The 20,551-nt window shown below is 55.0% G+C and carries 17 protein-coding genes and 1 tRNA gene; 7 read left to right on the top strand and 11 right to left on the bottom strand.

The features are described 5' to 3' along the window. Positions 1-34 precede the first annotated feature (34 nt). Positions 35-1,687: a multidrug ABC transporter permease/ATP-binding protein gene (locus AC6I8N_RS13815; RefSeq protein WP_208723935.1), complete on the top strand. Its 1,653-nt coding sequence runs from the start codon at positions 35-37 to the stop codon at positions 1,685-1,687. A 154-nt stretch (positions 1,688-1,841) separates the two neighbouring features. Here the strand turns inward: AC6I8N_RS13815 and AC6I8N_RS13810 are convergent, their stop codons facing one another. Both AC6I8N_RS13810 and AC6I8N_RS13805 read right to left on the bottom strand, forming a co-directional pair. After that, positions 1,842-2,567 carry a 4'-phosphopantetheinyl transferase family protein gene (locus AC6I8N_RS13810; protein WP_497829299.1) on the bottom strand — a complete coding sequence of 242 codons (726 nt, stop codon included), beginning with the start codon at positions 2,565-2,567 and terminating at the stop codon, positions 1,842-1,844. A 74-nt stretch (positions 2,568-2,641) separates the two neighbouring features. After that, on the bottom strand, positions 2,642-2,845 hold the full coding sequence (locus tag AC6I8N_RS13805) for a hypothetical protein (RefSeq protein WP_013509840.1): 204 nt from the start codon (positions 2,843-2,845) through the stop codon (positions 2,642-2,644). Positions 2,846-3,059: 214 nt separating this feature from the next. Between AC6I8N_RS13805 and AC6I8N_RS13800 the strand changes: the two genes are divergently transcribed. Beyond that, entirely contained in the window at positions 3,060-3,611 is a 552-nt protein-coding gene (locus AC6I8N_RS13800; protein WP_497829298.1) for a GNAT family N-acetyltransferase, read from the top strand. On the opposite strand, the gene fhuB is transcribed toward AC6I8N_RS13800, so the two are convergent. The 3 genes from fhuB to AC6I8N_RS13785 are packed head-to-tail and all read right to left on the bottom strand — an operon-like array spanning position 3,606 to position 8,603. Beyond that, the gene (gene fhuB, locus AC6I8N_RS13795) at positions 3,606-5,582 is read right to left on the bottom strand and encodes a Fe(3+)-hydroxamate ABC transporter permease FhuB (RefSeq protein ID WP_497829297.1); all 1,977 of its coding nucleotides are present in this window, start codon (positions 5,580-5,582) and stop codon (positions 3,606-3,608) included. The genes AC6I8N_RS13800 and fhuB overlap by 6 nt on opposite strands. Continuing rightward, positions 5,579-6,442: an ABC transporter substrate-binding protein gene (locus AC6I8N_RS13790; RefSeq protein WP_497829296.1), complete on the bottom strand. Its 864-nt coding sequence runs from the start codon at positions 6,440-6,442 to the stop codon at positions 5,579-5,581. Before AC6I8N_RS13790 ends, fhuB begins: the two co-directional genes overlap by 4 nt. A gap of 4 nt (positions 6,443-6,446) precedes the next feature. Next, the gene (locus AC6I8N_RS13785) at positions 6,447-8,603 is read right to left on the bottom strand and encodes a TonB-dependent siderophore receptor (protein ID WP_497829295.1); all 2,157 of its coding nucleotides are present in this window, start codon (positions 8,601-8,603) and stop codon (positions 6,447-6,449) included. A 273-nt stretch (positions 8,604-8,876) separates the two neighbouring features. Here AC6I8N_RS13785 and AC6I8N_RS13780 point away from each other — a divergent pair, with 273 nt between their 5' ends. Then, the gene (locus tag AC6I8N_RS13780) at positions 8,877-9,647 is read left to right on the top strand and encodes an AraC family transcriptional regulator (RefSeq protein ID WP_497829294.1); all 771 of its coding nucleotides are present in this window, start codon (positions 8,877-8,879) and stop codon (positions 9,645-9,647) included. On the opposite strand, the gene AC6I8N_RS13775 is transcribed toward AC6I8N_RS13780, so the two are convergent. After that, positions 9,637-10,455: a helix-turn-helix domain-containing protein gene (locus tag AC6I8N_RS13775; RefSeq protein ID WP_208723942.1), complete on the bottom strand. Its 819-nt coding sequence runs from the start codon at positions 10,453-10,455 to the stop codon at positions 9,637-9,639. The two genes, AC6I8N_RS13780 and AC6I8N_RS13775, sit on opposite strands and share 11 nt — an antisense overlap. Positions 10,456-10,694: 239 nt before the next feature. On the opposite strand from AC6I8N_RS13775, the gene AC6I8N_RS13770 reads away from it, so the two are divergent. Continuing rightward, entirely contained in the window at positions 10,695-12,095 is a 1,401-nt protein-coding gene (locus tag AC6I8N_RS13770) for an MFS transporter (RefSeq protein WP_497829293.1), read from the top strand. A 10-nt stretch (positions 12,096-12,105) separates the two neighbouring features. Then, on the top strand, positions 12,106-14,061 hold the full coding sequence (locus tag AC6I8N_RS13765; RefSeq protein ID WP_497829292.1) for a glycoside hydrolase family 127 protein: 1,956 nt from the start codon (positions 12,106-12,108) through the stop codon (positions 14,059-14,061). Between the two features lie 48 nt (positions 14,062-14,109). Here the strand turns inward: AC6I8N_RS13765 and AC6I8N_RS13760 are convergent. The 3 genes from AC6I8N_RS13760 to AC6I8N_RS13750 all read right to left on the bottom strand — a co-directional run bounded on the left by AC6I8N_RS13760 (position 14,110) and on the right by AC6I8N_RS13750 (position 16,263). After that, a tRNA-Pro gene (locus AC6I8N_RS13760) sits at positions 14,110-14,186 on the bottom strand. A gap of 72 nt (positions 14,187-14,258) precedes the next feature. After that, a complete protein-coding gene (gene yejM, locus AC6I8N_RS13755; protein ID WP_497829291.1) occupies positions 14,259-16,013 on the bottom strand; it encodes an LPS biosynthesis-modulating metalloenzyme YejM in 1,755 nt (584 codons plus the stop codon). A 22-nt stretch (positions 16,014-16,035) separates the two neighbouring features. Then, positions 16,036-16,263 carry a YejL family protein gene (locus tag AC6I8N_RS13750; RefSeq protein ID WP_021185026.1) on the bottom strand — a complete coding sequence of 76 codons (228 nt, stop codon included), beginning with the start codon at positions 16,261-16,263 and terminating at the stop codon, positions 16,036-16,038. Between the two features lie 158 nt (positions 16,264-16,421). Between AC6I8N_RS13750 and yejK the strand changes: the two genes are divergently transcribed. Beyond that, positions 16,422-17,426 (top strand): nucleoid-associated protein YejK, encoded by a 1,005-nt coding sequence (gene yejK, locus AC6I8N_RS13745; protein ID WP_021185025.1) that lies wholly within the window; start codon positions 16,422-16,424, stop codon positions 17,424-17,426. Positions 17,427-17,484: 58 nt separating this feature from the next. On the opposite strand, the gene rplY is transcribed toward yejK, so the two are convergent. Further along, positions 17,485-17,769, bottom strand: a complete 285-nt coding sequence (gene rplY / locus AC6I8N_RS13740) for a 50S ribosomal protein L25 (protein ID WP_497829290.1) — start codon at positions 17,767-17,769, stop codon at positions 17,485-17,487. Positions 17,770-17,899: 130 nt separating this feature from the next. Continuing rightward, complete coding sequence (radD, locus tag AC6I8N_RS13735; protein WP_497829289.1) at positions 17,900-19,654, bottom strand: DNA repair helicase RadD; 1,755 nt, start codon at positions 19,652-19,654, stop codon at positions 17,900-17,902. 168 nt (positions 19,655-19,822) lie between these two features. On the opposite strand from radD, the gene rsuA reads away from it, so the two are divergent. After that, positions 19,823-20,545, top strand: coding sequence for a 16S rRNA pseudouridine(516) synthase RsuA (rsuA, locus tag AC6I8N_RS13730; protein WP_497829288.1), 723 nt, complete (start codon positions 19,823-19,825; stop codon positions 20,543-20,545). The last annotated feature ends 6 nt before the right edge of the window (positions 20,546-20,551 follow it).

Genomic DNA, 20,551 nt, shown 5'->3' with positions numbered 1-20,551 from the left:
TGCTAGCTGCTTTTTTACTTGCTGGAACCTTTTAATGGCTCTGCTTCAGGTTGTTTATCGCCAGTTCCGCTGGCCTTTTATTGGCGTCATCCTTCTTACTTTACTCAGCGCCGCGCTTGGCATCGGCATGATCGCCTGGATCAATAGCGAGCTGATCACGGCCGTGAATACCTCGGTTGGTGTATTGCCAGAATTCCTCCTGCAACTGTTTTTGCTGATGGCGGTGACGCTGGGCTCACAGCTTTCGTTAACGTTGCTCGGGCATCAGTTTGTCTGGCGTCTGCGTGGGGAGTTTATCAAGCGTATTCTCGACACCCGCGTGGAGCGTCTTGAACAGATCGGCAACGCACAACTGTTGGCCGGGCTGACCAGTGATGTGCGCGCGATTACTATCGCCTTTGTGCGCCTGCCTGAACTGATTCAGGGCATCATTATTACCCTCGGTTCTGCGCTGTATATGGCGTGGCTCTCACCCAAAATGCTGCTGGTAACGTCAGTGTGGTTGGTGGTGACTCTGGTTGGCGGCTGGCTGCTGGTGTCACGCGTATATCAGCATATGGCTAAGTTACGTGAGGTGGAGGATGACCTGTATCGCGACTATCAGACCATCATTGAAGGACGTAAAGAGCTACAGCTGAACCGTCAACGCGCGCAATTGATTTACGACAACGTCTATCAGGAAAATGCCAACAGCTATCGTCACCATATTGTGCGTGCCGATACATTCCACCTGAGCGCGGTGAACTGGTCAAACATTATGATGCTTGGCGCGATTGGCATCGTGTTCTGGATGGCTAACGGTCTTGGCTGGGCCAATACCGCCGTGGCTGCCACCTATTCATTGACGTTGCTGTTCCTGCGCACGCCGCTGCTGGCGGCAGTGGGGGCGTTGCCGACCTTGCTCAGCGCGCAGGTGGCGTTCCGCAAACTCCATACCTTTGACCTCGCCCCCTATGAGGCGGAATTTAAAAACTTGCCTGCGATTGGTGACTGGCAAACGCTGGAGCTGCGCGATGTGCGCTTCCATTATGGCGAACATGGCTTCGAAGTGGGGCCGATTAACCTGACTTTACGACGTGGCGAGCTGGTGTTTCTGATTGGGGGTAACGGCAGTGGTAAATCGACGCTGGCAATGCTGCTCACCGGCCTGTACCAGCCGCAATCTGGCGCGCTGTTGCTGGATGGTAAGGTGGTTGACTGGCATAACCTGGAGGCGTATCGCCAGCACTTCTCCGCGGTATTCACAGATGTGCATCTGTTTGATCGCCTGATCAACCGGGCAGGCAAGCCCGCCAATCCGGCATTGGTGCAGCAGTGGCTGGAACGCCTGAAAATGCAGGATAAATTGAAGCTGGCAGGCAACAAGGTGTTGAACCTGCAACTGTCAAAAGGGCAGAGCAAACGTCTGGCGCTGCTGTTGGCCGCAGCCGAGGAGCGTGACATCCTGCTGCTTGATGAATGGGCAGCCGATCAGGACCCGCACTTCCGTCGTATCTTCTATCGTGAATTGCTGCCGTGGTTACAGGAGTCGGGCAAGACGGTGTTCGCCATCAGCCATGACGATCACTACTTTATCCATGCTGACCGTCTGCTGGAAATGCGTGATGGCAAACTGAGTGAACTGACCGGCAGAGAACGTGAAATGGCGACGCTCGATGCGGTAAAACGTACCGATACCGGCCATTAACGCCAACTGGCAAAGCTTAGCGGAAAGGGTTATTGGTCAGCGGAGGCGGAGCGCGCTAAGTTAACCACCAGCAGAGACTTCGGTTTCTGCCTCCCTGGAACATTTTCTGTCGTCTTGTGTTGTTACCGGCTCTGGAGGGTTCTGAGCCGGTTTTTTATTGCCCGGCAAGCGGGTGAGTCACCAGCGTGATAATGCGCTGCGCTTCACAACAAAAACGCGCCTGCAAAGCAACGTCCTGATTAAATCCATTACCAAAATCGGCGGTTAAGCGCAGTACGGCGCTACCGGTGGTCAGATCGGCCTCGCACAATGCGGCCTGCAAGAAATCCATTGGCTGATGTAACTGCGGCCACAGCGCTTTGTAAAGACTCTCCTTCAGGGAAAACAGCAGCGTCGCCCCCTGGGCAAAAGGAAGCGCCAGTTGTTCCAGCAACTGGCGTTCCTGGGTGTTCATCAGCATTTCTGCCGTTTCCCGGGCAGTATCGTTGCTCATCACCTGTTCCACATCCACCCCGACACACAGCGGTTCTCGCGTGGCCGCCATCACCACCTGATTATGGCTGTGCGATAGCGAAGCCTGAATGCCAGCAGGCCAGTAGGGGGAACGATCCGCCGCATTACGCAGCACGAAGCCCTCCACGCCCAATTGCAGCAACACTTCACGCGCCAGCCAGCGGCTGGCGAGGTGTTCCGACTTACGTTTGACCACAGCGTTTGCCAGCGCAGCGGGTAGGGGGAGTTGCCAGCGCTGATGCAGATCGGCCTGCCAGTGCTGTTGCTCGAATTGACACCCGGCCAGCAGCAGAGATCCAGACGTTAAACCGGCAGCAGTGAAAAAAGGTGAGTCTGGGAGGGCAAGCGGTGAGGAGAAGGTAAACATAGAGAATCACGGCTGACGGAAAAAGCTATTTAATCAGTCAGCCGGAGAGAGGGCAAGCTCAGCGCTCACCGTCTTTAGTCATTGGGGGGAATGGCAAAACTCTTGATCGATACCACAAAATGCTGATGGCCTTTGCTGATGCGCGCTCCGCGATCGCACCAGCGAGACGCCAGGCGGAAGAAATCGTCGCTACCGATATCGTAAGCCAGTTCGACTTTGCTGATACCGGAGTGCAGGAGTTCTTCAGCGTCCTGCAGGTTTTTTGCTTTGATGACCATATCGGTTTTCCATCGAAAAACAGGAAGCTATAAGGTAGGGGATGTCTGTGACAGTTTTGTTTCAATCAGATGAATTGCTGTCACAATCTGCCAAAAGTGTGATCCTGGTCCATATTGATTGCTTACGGCAACTGACTGATGTTTTGGGTAAAAACATTGTTAAAACTGATTTTTTTCTGATAAAGCTTAAGCAGTTCCCCAACAGGAGGTTGAGATGACAGTACCCCGGTTTACTACCCCGCGTTTGCTACTTGAACCCTTACAAAGCGACGATGCTATCCAGATACAACAGGTTTTTCCGCGCTGGGAAATTGTGCGTCATTTAACCAATGCGGTGCCCTGGCCCTATCCGTCGGACGGCGCCCGTTTTTTCGTTGATCAGGTCGCGTTACCGGCTATGGTCGCGGGACAGGCATGGCACTGGAGCTTGCGTCATCGCTCGGATCCGGATCGGCTAATCGGCCTGATCTCGTTACGCGCAGGTGATGAAGATAACCGTGGTTTCTGGCTGGTACCGGAGTGGCAGGGGCAAGGATTGATGAGTGAAGCCTGTACTCTGATAACAGATTTCTGGTTTCAGACCCTGCAACAACCCCGTTTACGCGTGCCAAAAGCGATGGATAACCAGGCGTCACGACGGATCTCAGAACGCAGCGGGATGCGACTGATTGAAACCTTCAGCAAAGCCTTTGTCGGTGGAGAAATGCTGGCGGGCAATTGGGAAATCACGCGCGACGAGTGGCTGGCGCAACGCCCGTCGTTATGAGCGACTCTCGCGGCGGGTGAATAGCCACATCATGTAGGGGGCACCGAGTAAGGTAGCAACCAGCCCTGCCGGAAGTTCCTGTGGTGCCAGCAGGTTGCGCCCGATCCAGTCGGCCACCACCATCATCAGTGCGCCGCAGGGAATGGCCAGCAGTAACTGCTGGCCGGGGCGACGGGCACCCAGCAGGCGGGCAATATGCGGGGCGGTCAGACCAATAAAGGATATCGGACCGACGGTAAGCGTAGCCCCTGCTGTCAACATGGCGATCAAACCCAGCGTGAGCAGACGTGTTTGCGCCAGCGCGATTCCCACCGCACTGGCACAGGTGGGGCCGAGCGGCAGAATCATCATCCAGCGACGGAACAACCCCGTCAGCACGCTGAGCGTCAACGCCAGCAGTAGCGCGGTTACGGCATCGCCAGGCATGATGGTATAGGTTGAACCAGAGAGCCAACTCAACAATGTCACGGCACGTTCGTTTCCGGAGGCGATGATGGTTGCCACCAGGGCCTGGAACAGCGCGCTGATGGCGACGCCGACCAACAGCACGCGATCGGCTGCGAAATGGTGACGACGCGAGAAAGACAAAATCATCAGTAGCGCCAGCAGTGCCCCGGCGCTGGTAACAGCAAAACGCAAACTGTGCGACACCTCGCCGGTCACCAGGGTTAATGCCAGCATTCCCAACGCCGCGCCGGCACTGACTCCCATCATCTCCGGGCTGGCCAGCCGATTACCACTAAAGCGTTGTAGCAGCACGCCTGCCGCAGCCAGCATCATCCCCGCGGCACAAGCCGCCAGGGAGCGTGGCCAGCGCCAGGGCAGCAGTGGCGACAGCGGGGACAGTGACGCCATGTTCCAGCCGTTGGGCGCGCGGCCAAAAACCAGCGACAGCAGGAGAGTCAGCACCAGTAACAGAAACAGAGCGAGGCTAAGCAGATACAATCGACCATCCGCAACCTGTGCCCCCTCAGCGGCAGCATTAACCGAGCTGAACGGTACTGACGGGGTGCGCATTCTGAGCAGCAACCAGAGGATTAGCGGTGCGCCAAACAGCGCGGTCGCGGCACCGGTTGGCACCAGTTCCCCCAATGCGTTGGCGAACGGTTGAACGGCCTGATCGGTGGCCCACAGTAATAGCGCGCCACATAACGGGGCCAGCAGTAATCGCTGTACCAGACGGCGGGCACCGAGTAACTGTGCCAGCGCCGGCGCAGCCAACCCGACAAAGCCAATCACTCCCACGGCACTGACTACTGCGGCGGTCAGCAGGACTGCCAGCGAAAATCCGACCAGCCGCATGTAGCGACTGGGCAAGCCGAGACTGCTGGCGTGCATGTCTCCTAACCCCAGCAGTTGCAACGGACGACATAACATCAGCGCCATCAGCCAGCCGACCAACAATTGTCCACCGAGCAAACGGACATTGCCCCAGCCCTGCTGCACCAGTGAGCCAGCTCCCCAGATAAATAAACTGTGCAAATACGGGGCGTATAACAATTGCAGCACCGTGATTAACGAGCCACAGAATAAACTCACCACCAACCCGGCAATGGCGACCCTGGAGGGTTCCAGCCCACGCGAGGCCGCAAGCGTCAGTACCAGCACGGCAGCGATAAGCGCACCGGCGAGGGTGATCCAGGAACTGGCTGCCAGCCAGTGCGGGAGAAATACGGTGGTCAATGACAGGGCAAGTTGTGCCCCGGCGGCAACGCCAAGTGTCATTGGCTCAGCCAGTGGATTGCGCAGCGTTTGCTGAAACAGTAAGCCTGCCAGCCCCAGCGCGGCACCGCATAACAGGCTGATTGCCAGACGAGGCAGCCAGCTCTGCAATACCAACAACCGGTGAATATCAGGGTTTGCCGTCCAGGGGAGCAACTCGCGCCACTGCGCTGCGGGTAACAATTGTGTCAAGTTGTGCAGGCTCAGTAGCACAGCCAACAATAACGCGATAGCTGACCCGCGCTTCATGCTGCCAGCACCGCGGATAACTGTTGGGCAAAACGAATCGCAGAAGGCAGCATGCCAAAGCCCCAAAACGCCGGTAATGCTGCGCTATGGCCGGCCTGTACCGCAGGCAAAGCCTGCCATAGCGCATTGTCTGTCAGGCCGTGCGTCATATTGGTGGGTAACGGGGTAAAATAAAGGATCCGCGCGTCATCCCTCACTGCCAGACTATCCAGCCCGGTGACGCTAATCCCCCAGTAATCGGTCGTCTGGTGCCAGCCGTTAGTAAGCCCTAAAGCATCCAGCACATCCTGAAACAGGCTGTGCTGACCATAGATACCGATATGGCGCGCATCGAAAAAGCGGATCAGAAACAGGGGGATATCTGGTTGTCGCGACGGGGTCACCGGCTGCAACGCATTTGCCGCCTCAGCGATTAACCGTGCCGCCGCAACCTGTTGCTGACACAGTTCACCCAGTTGATGGGTTGCCGTAATGGCGTGTTGATACGGAGTGCCACTGTCGCTGTAAATGGCAAAGGCGCGTACCGGTGCGATACGCTCCAGCATTGCGCGCTGTGACTCCTGGCTGGAGTTGATCAGGATATAGTCCGGTGCCAGTTGTTGTAGCCACTCCAGATTGGGTGCCAGGCGCAATCCAACATCGGGAACCTGTGCCGGGATTACCGGGGTCACCACATTGTCGTGGTAACCCGCGATCTCGGCGACGCCAACCGGGACCACCCCGATGGCCAGCAGCGTTTCCACCAGTCCCCAGTCGAGTACCACTAAACGGGGAGCGGGCAGAGAAGACGCACCAACCCGACACGCCATACCCGCTAGCGGGAGCAAGGCGATCGTTTGCAGAAAAGTGCGTCTTCTCATCTCATTACCAGCGGTAGCGCGCCGTTGCCAGCACGTCAGCACCTGCGGCATAGGTGCAGGTCGAGGCGCTGTAGCAAGAGGCAACATAGTGACGATCCAGCAGGTTGCTGGCATTCAGGCTGAACAGCCAGTGCTCACCGGTGTCGTAGTGGATACCGGCATCCATCACCGTCGCAGAGGCTACACGAATGGTGTTGGAGGTATCTTTACTGGCCCCGATATAACGCACCCCGGCATTGATACCAAAGCCCTGCAATGCGCCTTGATGGAAGGTGTAATCCAGCCAGGCTGAGGCTGTATTGCGCGGCATTCCCCACAGACGTTTGCCTTGCATCGAGGTTGTACTACCGTCCAGCGTGGTGGCGCTGTCGTTGGAGTCGATGGTGACGGCATTCAGCCAGGTATAGGCGGAGATCAACGTCAGGTTTGTCGTCAGGTTGGCGTGAGCCTCAACTTCAACCCCTTTTGACCGGACTTTACCTGCCTGAGTATCGTAGCCTGAGTGCACAGGATCGCTGGTCAGTACGTTCTTCTCGGTCAAATCAAACCATGAGGTAGTGATAAAGCCATTGAAGCCAGTCGGCTGATATTTCACCCCCACTTCATATTGATTAGCGGTGGTCGGTTGTGCCATACCGCCGCCATAGAGGGTACCCACCTGCGGGATAAAGGATTTGGCAAAGCTGGCATAGGGCGCGATGCCATTATCAAACTGATATACCAACCCGGTACGCCAGGTAAAGGCACGGGCGGATTGTTCGGTGGAAGAGTCAGTCACCGGATTGACATCATCCGCATGAGCCCAATCCTCGCGGATACCCAGCAGGTAGCTCCAGTTGCCCAAGCGCATCTGATCCTGGGTATATACGCCCAGTTGTTTCTGGCGAATATGGTCGTCCGAACTGGTGGCTGGCATGGCGATGTCGCTGTATTGCGGGGCGAAGGCATCAATGGCTGACGCGGCACCTAAACCGACGGTTTCGCGATACAGCACGCGTTGGAAATCGACGCCTGACAGCAGTTGGTGCGACAGCGCGCCAGTATTGAACTCCGCTTCTAACTGATTATCAACGGACAGTGTTTTCGCCTGCTCGTGGTTAAAGAAGGCGTAGCGATTTAATACCCGGTCAGAGCCGCTGGCGTAACCGTTGGTGAAGACATTCTCGAGGTTATCTTTCACGTCGCTGTAATGCACATTTTGCCGCATCATCAGGCTGTCGTTCAGACGATGCCAGAATTCGTAGCCAACCGAGAACTGGGTGCGTGAATGGTGATCAAAATTGGCATCGCCAAGGTTGGTCTGCGGTGAGATTTTCCCATGCGGACCGCTGTACACGCTGCCAACTGCCGGGACAAAGTTGTAGTAACCCACATCCGGATCACGTTGATACTTCGCCAGCAGCGTCAGTGAAGTATCGTCATTCGGTTTCCAGGTGATGGCTGGCGCGACATACACATGCTTCTGGCGGGTGTCATCCACCTGGGTTTTGCTGTCGGTGGCGCTGGCCGTCAGGCGATAGAGCAGGGTGCCGTCATCGTTGGCCTTACCGCCAACGTCAAAGCCGGTTTGCAGATGGTCATGGTTGCCTGCGGTGACAAACACCTCGTGTACTGGCGTCTCGGTGGGTTTTTTGCTGGTCAGATTGACCACCCCGCCCGGATTCACCTGGCCGTACAGCACCGAGGCTGGACCGTGCAGCACTTCAATGTTGCTAAAACCATAGGTGTCATAATTGGCGATGGCATAGCCGAAGCTGCTGTCGCTCGGCATGCGTGCACCGTCAAGGAACTGCTCCAGATAGAAACCGCGACTGAACATATACCCGGCGCCACTGCTGGATGCACCTCGAATCTCTGAAACCACGCCGGAGGTATAACGCAGCGCTTCTGCGGCGGTTTGTGCGGCCTGCAAATCCATCTGCTTACGCGTCACGCTGGATACTGATTGCGGCACCTCAATCTTCGGGGTGGCGGTTTTGGTGGCACTGGTGGTGCTGGTGGCGACGACGCCACTGCCATCCATGTGTTGTAGCGGGTTATTCTGCGCGTTGGCGGTGACCACCATTTGCTGATCGGCGGCACTGCTTCTGCATGCGATTAGCATTAACGCCATCATGCTGAGTGCGAAAGGCGCTTTGCTCATGCCTGTCATTTTGCACATCAAGTTTCCCTATCTTTGAATAAGTTAAAGAAATGCTCACCATTAAAAAGTGCATACTGGATAAGGCTTTTTTGACTCGCGTTACGATAAGGAAAGGGCAGCGTAACGGGTAATCCTGACCAGGAGAAGGCGAATGATAATGATTTTATTTCTTATTAAAAGATAGCGAATGTCTGCTAATCTGTGTCTTTATGACTAACCCTGAAAATGCGACAAAGGTTGTCGCAAACGACAAATCGTTACGCGTTTTTCAGGTATCCGGTGAGAGGGGTGATGAAAGGTCAGATTCCGCAACTGAAGCCTGAGATGCTGAGTGCAACCTCGGTACCTACCGCGGTTTCCTATTTTTATGCCCGTGAGCAGGCGCAGGCCTGGCACTCCCACGCAACGGTACAGTTGACCTGGTGCAGCCGTGGTGCCATCACCATTCACACCGCGCAGGCAAGCTGGACGTTGCCCCCCTGGCGTGGACTATGGATCCCTTCGGGGCTGCCACATCAAACCCATGCTCAGGCGGGGACGCAAACCCATAATCTCTACCTGTCTGAAACCGGTGAGAAGAAATGTATCGAAGCAGTGTGCCCGCTGCGGGTGACGCCCCTGGTGCATCAGTTGGTCAACGAACTCAGTGCGCAGCACCCGGCGCGCAATGCACTGATTCTGCCGCTGCTATGCAATGAATTAAGCCAGGCCCCTGCGGCCACGGTGGGGTGTCTGCCGGTGGTGACCGAGCCGAGATTGCTGGCGCTCACCGGAATGCTGACCACGCACCCCGGTAACCACCAAACGCTGGCAACCCTGAGCCTGCGTGCAGGCACGACGTCACGCACCATTGCCCGTTTGTTTCGCCAGCATACGGGCCTGACATTTGCGCAGTGGCGGCAGCAGTTAACCATCATGACCTCCATCAACCAGTTATCCCAGGGAGTGTCGGTGGAAGAGATCGCTCAACAGCAGGGGTATTGCAACGGCAGCGCATTGATTGCCATGTTCAGCAAGGTGCTGGGTATGACGCCACAACGCTATTTTGCGCTCAGGAGTTAATGTGCTCCTTGCAGTAGCGGCGTTTCCAGCTTGCTGGGGTCAGCCCGGTATGTTTGCGAAAAATCTGACGAAAGTAGCTGGTGTCGTTGAATCCGCACTGTCGTCCCACCTCAGTTAACGACAGCGAATTATTGATCAGCAACTTTTCCGCCATCAGAACGCGCTGGCGGTGGAGGGCCTCCGTCAGCGTCAGGCGAAAGGTGCGGCGATAGACACGCCCAAGATAATCCGCGTTGCAGTGCAACTCTTTTGCCAGTGATGATGTGGAAAGCGGCAGGTGGAATTGCGTGCGGATGATCTGATTGGCTTTCCACGCCAATGCCAGGCCGGGACTGTCATTGGTGCTTTCCTGCGGGCCGGGCGCGGCAATTTGTTGCAGGATCAGCAACAAAATACACTCCAGCGCGATGCTGCGATGAATGTTTTCCTGCTCGCTGAGAAACTGACGAAACAGCGAAATGACGTATTGGGGATCGCTGACGCGTGTGTGCTGCGGGATGTTCAGCAGTGTCGCATGTAACCCGGCTGCCGATGTGGCTTTCAGCCAGTCAAAATGCAACCAGTAGAATTTGAGGTCGGCAGGAAATGTTCCTTCACCCACATGACGATGGCCGGGTCGCAGCAGCAAACTCTCTCCAGCCTGCACAGTGAACAGGCGATCGTCTTCGCGGATTTGCAGTTGTCCTCGTTCAACAAAGATGACTTCCCACGAGGTCAGAATCCGTGCCGGATGGCTTCCTACCCCACGCGAAATGAACAACCCGCCATTTTGCACCTGAATCGGAAACGCTATGGATAATTCGAGCATTGATATTCAATTTTCCGCTTTTTATGCCATGTGAAATACGATTTCTTATTGATTATTAATCATAAAATCTTCATTCGCTCGATCCAGTTCACACTTTGTCAATCAGGTCGGAATTACCCCTTTTTTATACTTTTCCCTTCCCTTGTTGCACGGCATATTCCGGGCAGAATAAATCCGTACCTGAAAATAAGCCCGCCCTGATGCGGGTAATGGACTCTGACCCTGATGAGGAGTTTGCAATGACTTCTACCCCGATTACCCACACCGAATTGACGCAGCAGGCAGCGAGTGATTCGCTCTCTCTGCGTGAGAAAATCGGTTACGGGCTGGGTGATGCCGGTGGCACGGTGATCACCTGCCTGATCATGAATTTCCTGACATTTTTCTATACCGATGTGTTTGGCCTGACACCTGCGCTGGTCGGGACGTTGTTTATCGCGCTGCGCGTGTTTGATGCCGTATCCGACCCGATTATGGGCATTGTGGCAGACCGTACTCAAAGTCGCTGGGGACGTTTCCGTCCGTGGCAGCTGTGGATCGCGTTGCCGATTGGCATTATCGGCGTACTGACCTTTACCGTCCCTGACGTCAGTATGAATATGAAGATCATCTGGGCGTTTGGTACTTATCTGCTGCTCTCCGTCAGCTACACCGCGATTAACGTGCCGTACTGCGCATTGATCAACACCATGACCAGCCGCCACAGCGAAGTGATTGCCTGCCAGTCATGGCGTTTTGTGCTGTGCGGTGTGGCGGGCTTTTTGGTATCGGTGGGGCTGCCGTGGCTGGTATCGACCCTGGGCAAAGGCAATGCGGCGCAGGGATATCAGCTCGGTGTCGGTATCCTGTGTAGCGTGGCGGTGGTGATGTTCCTGTGCTGCTTTTTCTGGGTGCGTGAGCGTGTCTCGCTGGACAGTATGGGGAAATTTACCCTGCGGGAACATCTGGCAGGGCTGCGCAAAAATGACCAACTGCTGCTGATGCTGCTGATGTCGTTCCTGCTGATCAATGTGTTCAACATTCGGGGGGGCGGCTACATGTACTTCATCACCTACGTGTTGCAGGGCAGTACCGCTTACACCTCGCTGTTTTTTACTATGGTGACTTTTGCTTCGATTCTTGGCTCGGTGCTGGTCAGCCCGCTGTCAAAACGCGTGGATACCGTCAGGCTGTATTATTGGACCAACATCGTGCTGGCTGCGCTGGCGGTATTAATGTGGCTCTTGCCCACCGGTCCGGCGTGGCAAACCCTCTGGCTGGTGGTGATCCTTGGCAATGGGATTATCCTTGGCTTCACGCTGCCGCTGCATTTTTCACTGATGGCCTTTGCCGATGATTACGGCGAGTGGAAAACCGGCGTACGTTCTTCGGGGATGAACTTCGCCTTTAACCTGTTTTTCATCAAGTTGGCCTGGGCCTCCAGTGCCGGCATCATCAGCCTGGTGTTTATTTTCGTCGCCTATCAACCTGGTGCAGCTAACCAGACGGCGGTATCTCTGCACGGCATCACCAGCATGGAAACCTTGTTGCCTGCCTTATTCCACCTGCTGCTGGCGTTCACCATTCTCGCCTGCAAACTCAAAAATCCCATGATGGCGCGCATTGCCAGCGATCTGCGTGTTCGCCATGTCCAGTCTTAAGGAGAACGTTATGTCTGTAATGGAAGTCGATCTGCATCAGCTCAAAATTAACGATCCGTTCCTCGGTCAGTATCAGCAACTGGTGCGTGATGTCGTGATCCCCTATCAATGGGAGGCACTGAACGACCGGATTGCTGAAGCCGATCCCAGCCATGCGATTGAAAATTTCCGTATCGCTGCCGGGTTACAGCAGGGAGAGTTCTACGGCATGGTGTTTCAGGACAGCGACGTGGCGAAGTGGCTGGAGGCGGTTGCCTGGTCGCTGTGCCAGCGGCCAGATGCAGAACTGGAGAAAACCGCTGATGAGGTGATTGAGCTGGTGGCGGCCGCCCAGTGTGACGATGGCTATCTTAACACTTACTTCACTGTCAAAGCGCCCAACGAACGCTGGACTAACCTCGCGGAGTGTCATGAGCTGTACTGTGCCGGACACATGATCGAGGCCGGTGTCGCTTTCTTTCAGGCCACCGGCAAGCGCCGACTGCTGGAAGTGGTGTGTAAACTTGCCGACCATATCGACAGCGTGTTCGGGCCGGGTGATACCCAGTTGCACGGCTATCCGGGACATCCGGAAATCGAGCTGGCGTTGATGCGTCTGCATGAAGTGACCCGGGAGCCGCGTTATTTGACGCTGGTGAACTACTTCGTTGAGCAGCGTGGCACGCAGCCGCATTTTTACGATAGCGAGTACGAAAAGCGTGGCAAGACCTCTTACTGGAATACCTATGGCCCCGCATGGATGGTAAAAGACAAAGCCTACAGTCAGGCGCATCAACCGATTGCCGAACAACACACGGCGATTGGCCACGCAGTGCGCTTTGTCTATCTGATGACCGGGGTGGCGCACCTGGCCAGACTCAATCAGGATGAGGCGAAACGTCAGGACTGCCTGCGGCTGTGGCATAACATGGCCCAGCGCCAGTTATATATCACCGGCGGTATCGGTTCGCAAAGCAGTGGCGAAGCTTTCAGCAGTGATTACGATTTGCCGAACGACAGCGTCTATGCCGAAAGCTGCGCGTCGATTGGCCTGATGATGTTTGCCCGTCGCATGGTGGAGATGGAGGCCGACAGCCAATATGCCGATGTGATGGAGCGGGCATTATATAACACCGTGCTGGGGGGGATGGCGCTGGATGGTAAACACTTCTTCTACGTCAATCCGCTCGAAGTCCATCCGAAAACCCTCAGCGCAAACCATATCTATGACCACGTAAAACCGGTGCGCCAGCGCTGGTTCGGTTGTGCCTGTTGTCCACCCAATATTGCTCGCGTGCTGACTTCACTCGGTCATTACATCTATACGCCACGCGAAGATGCGTTGTATATCAATCTCTATGTTGGCAATAGCCTTGAAGTGCCGCTGGGGGAGGACAAGTTGCGCTTGCGCATCGGTGGCAATTTCCCGTGGCAGGAGCAGGTGACCATCACCATTGATTCCCCGCAACCCATTCAGCATACGCTGGCATTACGCTTGCCGGACTGGTGCGATGCGCCACAGGTGATGCTGAATGGTTCGGTAGTGGAAGGTCAGGCCCGGAAAGGCTATCTGCATATTAGCCGCTGCTGGAAGGAGGGCGATACTTTAACCCTGACGTTGCCGATGCCGGTACGTCGTGTCTATGGCAATCCGCTGGTACGTCATGTGGCGGGCAAAGTGGCGATCCAGCGCGGGCCGCTGGTATATTGTCTTGAACAGGCCGATAACGGTGAGGAACTGCATAACCTGTGGTTACCGCAAACGGCGACCTTCCGCACTTTTGAAGGTAAAGGGTTGTTTGCGCACAAGGTGTTGATCCAGGCTGAAGGTAGCAGACACAGTGTGAGTTCGCCGGAAGACCAAGCGCTATGGCATTATGATCGCTCTCCTGCCACCCGTCAGACACAAACATTGACTTTTATTCCCTGGTTTAGCTGGGCGAATCGAGGGGAAGGCGAGATGCGAATTTGGGTGAATGAGGGATAGCAGAAAATAAAAAAGCAGCCATAAAGGCTGCTTTTTTATTGGGAATTTTGGTCGGCACGAGAGGATTTGAACCTCCGACCCCTGACACCCCATGACAGTGCGCTACCAGGCTGCGCTACGTGCCGAACGTGGAGGCATATAGTAACGTTTCCGCGCACGATTGCAAGATGCACGGGATTTAACTGCCTCATAATTAATCAGTTTGCGATGAAACGCTTCTGTTCCGTCAGCACCTGCAACAGCAATGCCAGTTCAGGTTTATGGTCCCTGAGGACTTTTCCCTGCGCATCATAAGCGTAATAGCTGCCGTTGTTGTTCAGCACCAGGGTTGTTTCAGGGGTAGTGACTACCAGTCTGCCATCTTCACTGCTCGCCACCCAATTATGATTGCGTTGCGCGGCAAAAAGATCTTCACCCTGAGAGTAGTTCACCGGATTGGTACGCACATGCAACAGACGCTGCATCAATGTTGCCATCACATCCTGCTGATCGGTCAGGCGATCGATAGTTTGTGCAGGCGTATTAGGCCAGTGCACCACCAGCGGTACCTGAAGCGTCGCACGGTTACCTGGATTGTCATCATCACCATCCAGCGCAATCGCATGCTGGGCGGTAATCACCACAACGGTATTTTTCAACAAATCGCGCTCCTGCAAAGTTTGCAGCACAGCGGCGATTTGGCTGTCAACGCCAGCGGCCTGACGCAGATAACTGCGCTGGCGCGCTTTAACACTGTCGCCATTCACGGTAATGCCGTTCAACGCGATCCAGGAGAACCACGGGGCATTATTGTCTTTCTGCCCATTCAGCCAGTTTTGCCATTGGGTAACCGTAGCGCTATTGGTCTGACTCTCCATCGTTGGCAGCGAGTAATCGGCCAGCAATGCCTGGCGATACAACGGCTGATTAAAGCCATCGGACGAGAACAGACCGAACTGATAACCCTGGCTATTCAGGGCGCTGAGTAACGCGGAAGGCATACGCGCCGCCAACACGCCATCCATATAGCTGGATGAGATGCCGTAGAACAGGCCAAACAGGCCTTTTTCAGCCTGGTTGCCCGCGCTGAAGTGCTGCGTGAAACGCACATTGTCGCTGGCAAACTGATTAAGCGACGGCAGGGCTTTCTCTACCGTAGCGTTGTTAAGGCCGTTAACCGTCAGCACCAGCAAGTTATGCCGTGTACCGCCATCGCGGAAAGTAATGTCGCTCAGCGGATATTGAACCGAGAGGGCTTCAGGATCACCTTGTTGCACCAGACGACGCTGATATTCCTGTGCATCCAACAGGCCGTGGCGTTCAAGGAAACGTCTTGCGGTCATCGGATAAGAAAGTGGCAGGTTCGCGCGCTGCATGGTGATAGGGCGATAGAAATTGGCATCGGCCCAGATATACAGCAGATGGCTGGCGAAGAAGGCTGAGATAAACAACGCCGCCAGCGGCTTGCCGAATGAGCGTCGATTGAGGCTGCGCAGTTTCTGCCAGCTCCAGGTGGCGAACAGCATCTCCACCAGAAATATGATCGGCACACCGATAAACATCAGCTGCCAGTCACGCGCCATCTCACTCTGGTCGGGGTTAATCACCAGTTCCCACACCACCGGATTGAGGTGGAGATGGAAGCGATTGAACACCGCACTGTCGACCATAATCAGCGTCAGGCCCGCCGTCGCGATAATGGCCGACAGAAATCTCAGCAGCCGTTGCGACATCACCACGAAGGTGAGGGGGAAAATTATCAGCAGATAGCCAGCAAACACCAGGAAGCTAAAGTGGCCAATCCAGCTGCTGTAGGCATAGATACGACCAGCCAGCGACGCGGGCCAGTCGGAAACCAACAGGTAGCGGCTGCCTAAAATTAACGCGAAGATAATATTAAACAGGGCAAACCAATGCCCCCAGCTGATCATCTGGGAGACTTTTTCACGGTAGCGCTGCCGGTTGGTTACCATATTATAAGGTCAAATCTGCAAATTAATGGGCGTTGTCATCGCGAACCGACGCCTGCAATGCATCGGCAAAAGATCGCGCCAGGCTACGGCGCTGCGCCGGAGAGACACTGGTGTTGATCAAATTGGTTACCATATTTCCCAGCACCATCAGGGAAAGGTCGGTTGGCGCTTTGTCTTTTTCAAGAACCTGTGCCAGTTGCGCGAGGAGTTTCTCCACGCGTTCGTCACTGTAACGGGATGATTGTGGCATATCGTCGACTAATCAAGTATCAAAAGGCGGTATATTACCGTAACAACGCGATTTTTTCCGCAATTTTATCGAAAGCGAAATGTTCGTGTTGTGCATGGAGTTGAAAGCCGCGGCGGGCGGTGTTTGAATACGCGCCTGAGCTTAAAGGAGAGTCTATCATGAGTCTGGATATCGACCAGATCGCCCTGCATCAGTTAGTCAAACGTGATGAAAACCAGCTGGAGCTGGTGCTGCGCGATACCCTGCTGCCTGCCACCAAAGCGGTGGAAGAGATGGCAGAAGAGTTACACCGGGTTTATAGCGCGAAAAACAAAGCCTATGGGTTATTCGATGAAGAGAGCGAACTGGCCGCTGCGCTGCGTAACTGCCGCAAAGGAGAAGATGACTTTCTGGCCTTCAGTCGGGCGGCGACCGGTCGTCTGCGCGATGAACTGAGCAAATATACCTTTGCTGAAGGCGGTATCGTTCTGTTTATTCATTATCGTTATCTGGCGGTGGAATATTTGCTGGTGGCGGTGCTTAACAGCCAGTCCAGCATGCGTGTTAACGAACAACTGGACATCAGCAGCACCCATTATCTTGATATCAATCATGCGGATATTGTGGCGCGTATTGATCTCACCGAATGGGAAACCAACCCGGAGTCTACCCGTTATTTGACGTTTTTACGCGGGCGGGTAGGGCGTAAAGTCGCTGACTTCTTTATGGATTTTCTCGGTGCCAGCGTGGGCCTCGATACCAAAGCGCAGAACCGTGGCTTGTTGCAGGCGGTTGATGATTATTGCGCGGAATCGAATCTGGATAAAAACGAGCGCCAGAATTATCGTCAGCAGGTCTACAGCTACTGCAACGATCAGCTCCAGGCCGGTGAGGAGATTGCGCTGGAAGATCTATCCAGCGAACTGCCGCCACTGGGCGAGAAGACGTTCCAGGCATTTACCCAGGAACAGGGCTACGAACTGGAAGAGCATTTTCCGGCCGACCGTAGCACGTTGCGTCAGCTGACTAAGTTTGCCGGCAGCGGCGGCGGCTTAACCCTGAATTTCGATGCCATGCTGCTGGGCGAACGTATTTTCTGGGATCCGGCGACCGATACGCTGACGATTAAAGGGACACCGCCGAATCTGCGCGATCAGTTACAACGTCGCACTGGCGGCAACTGATTTTCGCCCATAAAAAAACGCCGCAAATGCGGCGTTTTTTCTTCAACTCGTCAGGCGATTAAGCGCGAACGAAGTCGATGTGGTGCAGTTTCGGCTTGAACGGGTGACGCTGTACAGCCTGAACTTTAACCTTGGTTTCTTTACCGTCAACAACGATGGTCAGAACTTCAGAGTAAAAACCTTCTTTAGTCTGCATGTTCATGATTGCATCGTGATCCAGTTCGATAGAAACCGGTGCTTCAGTTCCTCCGTAAACGATGGCCGGGAACTTGTTAGCGTGGCGCAGGCGGCGGCTCGCACCCTTACCCTGCTCTTTACGTGCTTCTGCGTTGATAGTGAACATCTTAATGTCTCTTCGTTGATTCCTGCTACAGGCGACCCAGCAACAGGACGATTATTCAAACGCTCTTGCGGATGCAAAAGCGGGCGGCATTATAGCCGCTATCCCGGCGCCGGGCAAATGATTCCGTGGCTTATCGCAGCTCATTGGCGCGGCGATAACGCCCCTGATAATCAAACACCTTTTCGCGAACTTGCCAGAAATGGCCTTTCGCGCGCGCGACGACAAAATCAGGGTGGCGCAATAACGGCTGCAACGCCACCACATCAGCGGCGGTCTGCCATCCCAGCGGTACGCCAGGCGCGCGCTGATGCGGGCGCATAAACAGTTGCTCAAAGGCTTTGCGCTGTGCGGGCGTATGCAGACGGAAGCGCTCACTTACATCCAGCCCATCTTCATCGTAGTAGGTGGCCTTTAACCATTCGCCTTTCTCGTCTCGTCCTTGCGTCAGCGTCATACCGCCACAGCGTAATACCCGGGCATCTTTCAGCTTCAGCGCCGCTTTCAGCATATCGTCGGGATCGACCAACACCTTGTCACACTGGTGACAGCGGCGCGCAGCTATATCGTTTTCCGCACCACAATCCGGGCAGCTTTTAAAGCGGAAACGGTAATCGCATTGTTCGCGTGCGCCGTCGTCATCTTCCAGTACTCCCTGGCAGCGGCGACCAAAATGCTCAATCACATGGCCATCGGCGGTGGCTTTGCCCCAGAAGGTGTTGGCGAAGCCGCAGGCCGGACAAAACACCTGCACGGGTTGGTTGTCACTGGCACCTTTTGGCGCACCGACTTCTGGCGTAAAAAGATCATGCGGGTTGCCAGCGTAATCGAGGATCAGGCAATCGGTTTTACCGGGGGCAAGCCGCAGACCGCGCCCGACAATCTGTTGATACAGGCTGACTGATTCGGTCGGACGCAGGATGGCGATCAGATCGACATGGGGAGCATCAAATCCGGTGGTCAGCACCGCAACATTGACCAGATATTTCAGTTGCTGTGCTTTAAAGGCGTTAATCAGCCGATCGCGCTCTTTCACGGCGGTTTCTGCCGAAACCAGCGCGCTATCCTCCGGCAATAACGTCAGCACTTCCCGCGCATGTTCGACGGTGGCGGCAAAAATCATCACCCCGCGTCGATCCTCGGCAAATTCCACGATCTGCTGGATGATATGCGGCGTGACGCGTTGTTGTTGCTTCAGCTCGCGATTCAGATCAGCTTCGCTGAACAGGCCATTGTTTTGCGGAATCAGGCGACTGAAATCATATTGCACCACCGGCATATCCAGCCGCTCAGGTGGCACCAGAAAACCGTGCTTGATCATATAACGCAACGGTAATTCGTAGATGCAGTCGCGAAACAAGGCATGGTTATCGCCGCGCACCATGCCGTGATAATGAAACTGATAGATCCAACCCTTACCGAGGCGGAAAGGCGTGGCCGTCAACCCCAGCAGACGGAGTTGTGGGTTATGTTGGCGCAGATGGCTCAAGAGTTGCTGATACTGGCTTTCACTCTGGTCACTGATGCGGTGACATTCATCGACGATCACCAGTGAAAAGGCGCTATCGAAGCGGTCAAGGTTGCGCGCCACCGACTGTACGCTGCCAAACACCACTTTGCGTTCACTTTGTTTGCGTTGCAGACCGGCGGCGAAGATGTCAGCCTCCAGGCCGTATGCCTGATATTTGCTGTGGTTCTGCTCCACCAGTTCTTTGACATGTGCCAGCACCAGCACCCGTCCACGCGCCAGTCGGGCCAGCTCGGCGATGACCAGGCTTTTGCCCGCACCGGTAGGCAGCACAATGACGGCGGGCGAAGCATGCTGGCGGAAGTGCGCGATGGTCGCATTAACCGCCTCTTGTTGATAGGGGCGCAGGGTGAAGGACATCGGAAAAAACTTTTTTCTGAAACGGGCGCGCATTATGCCATGAAAGGGCGTGAAACGCAGGATCAGCTCTGTTAGCCGCCGAAGGTTCAGGCTATACTGCCCTCACATTTTCAACGGATAAAAACACCGTTTCAGTTTCCCTCCGCAGTAAACAGGCAAAGCGAATTCATGCGACTCGACAAATTCATATCTCAGCAACTGGAAATCAGCCGTGCCATTGCCGCGCGTGAAATCCGCGCGAAAAAAATCACCATCAATGGCGAAGTGGTACGCGACACCGCCTATAAAGTGTTGCCGGATGACGAAGTCGAATACGACGGCAATCCACTGGTGCAGCAGCACGGCCCGCGTTATTTCATGTTAAACAAGCCACAGGGTTATGTTTGTTCCACCGATGATCCGGATCACCCGACCATTCTGTTCTTTATTGAAGAGCCAATGGTTGGGAAGCTGCATGCGGCAGGGCGTCTGGATATCGATACCACCGGTCTGGTGCTGCTGACGGATGACGGCCAGTGGTCGCATCGTATTACTTCACCGCGTCATCACTGCGAAAAAACCTATCGTGTTGGCGTGGAGTTGCCGATAGATCCGGCTCTGGTAGAAAAGTTTGCCACCGGCGTGCAACTGCACAATGAAAAAGATCTGACTAAACCGGCTACGCTGGAAATTGTTGGCCCGCAGGAAGCGTTGCTGACCATCAGCGAAGGACGTTATCACCAGGTAAAACGCATGTTTGCCGCGATAGGTAACCATGTGGTGACGCTGCACCGTGAACGCATTGGCGAAATTGTGCTTGATGCGGAGCTTGCGGAAGGTGAGTACCGTGAATTGACTGAAGAAGAAGTTGCCAGCATTGGCTTACCTGACGAATTAAAACAGCAAAAATAGCGGGAG

The sequence above is a fragment of the Pantoea sp. X-Soil-TKNS-1279 genome (genome assembly GCF_059730565.1).
Note: the sequence above shows the minus strand (reverse complement) of the source record. Positions and strands in the feature narration are given on the sequence as shown.

What these genes read in the sequence shown, in the direction of transcription:
- fhuB (WP_497829297.1), bottom strand. Translation starts at nt 5,582, where the DNA reads ATGAAGCGCGGGTCAGCTATCGCGTTATTGTTGGCTGTGCTACTGAGC.
- AC6I8N_RS13770 (WP_497829293.1), top strand. Translation starts at nt 10,695, where the DNA reads ATGACTTCTACCCCGATTACCCACACCGAATTGACGCAGCAGGCAGCG.
- AC6I8N_RS13775 (WP_208723942.1), bottom strand. Translation starts at nt 10,455, where the DNA reads ATGCTCGAATTATCCATAGCGTTTCCGATTCAGGTGCAAAATGGCGGG.
- AC6I8N_RS13805 (WP_013509840.1), bottom strand. Translation starts at nt 2,845, where the DNA reads ATGGTCATCAAAGCAAAAAACCTGCAGGACGCTGAAGAACTCCTGCAC.
- AC6I8N_RS13780 (WP_497829294.1), top strand. Translation starts at nt 8,877, where the DNA reads ATGAAAGGTCAGATTCCGCAACTGAAGCCTGAGATGCTGAGTGCAACC.
- AC6I8N_RS13800 (WP_497829298.1), top strand. Translation starts at nt 3,060, where the DNA reads ATGACAGTACCCCGGTTTACTACCCCGCGTTTGCTACTTGAACCCTTA.
- AC6I8N_RS13810 (WP_497829299.1), bottom strand. Translation starts at nt 2,567, where the DNA reads ATGTTTACCTTCTCCTCACCGCTTGCCCTCCCAGACTCACCTTTTTTC.
- AC6I8N_RS13815 (WP_208723935.1), top strand. Translation starts at nt 35, where the DNA reads ATGGCTCTGCTTCAGGTTGTTTATCGCCAGTTCCGCTGGCCTTTTATT.
- yejK (WP_021185025.1), top strand. Translation starts at nt 16,422, where the DNA reads ATGAGTCTGGATATCGACCAGATCGCCCTGCATCAGTTAGTCAAACGT.
- yejM (WP_497829291.1), bottom strand. Translation starts at nt 16,013, where the DNA reads ATGGTAACCAACCGGCAGCGCTACCGTGAAAAAGTCTCCCAGATGATC.
- AC6I8N_RS13790 (WP_497829296.1), bottom strand. Translation starts at nt 6,442, where the DNA reads ATGAGAAGACGCACTTTTCTGCAAACGATCGCCTTGCTCCCGCTAGCG.
- AC6I8N_RS13765 (WP_497829292.1), top strand. Translation starts at nt 12,106, where the DNA reads ATGTCTGTAATGGAAGTCGATCTGCATCAGCTCAAAATTAACGATCCG.
- rplY (WP_497829290.1), bottom strand. Translation starts at nt 17,769, where the DNA reads ATGTTCACTATCAACGCAGAAGCACGTAAAGAGCAGGGTAAGGGTGCG.
- rsuA (WP_497829288.1), top strand. Translation starts at nt 19,823, where the DNA reads ATGCGACTCGACAAATTCATATCTCAGCAACTGGAAATCAGCCGTGCC.
- AC6I8N_RS13785 (WP_497829295.1), bottom strand. Translation starts at nt 8,603, where the DNA reads ATGTGCAAAATGACAGGCATGAGCAAAGCGCCTTTCGCACTCAGCATG.
- radD (WP_497829289.1), bottom strand. Translation starts at nt 19,654, where the DNA reads ATGTCCTTCACCCTGCGCCCCTATCAACAAGAGGCGGTTAATGCGACC.
- AC6I8N_RS13750 (WP_021185026.1), bottom strand. Translation starts at nt 16,263, where the DNA reads ATGCCACAATCATCCCGTTACAGTGACGAACGCGTGGAGAAACTCCTC.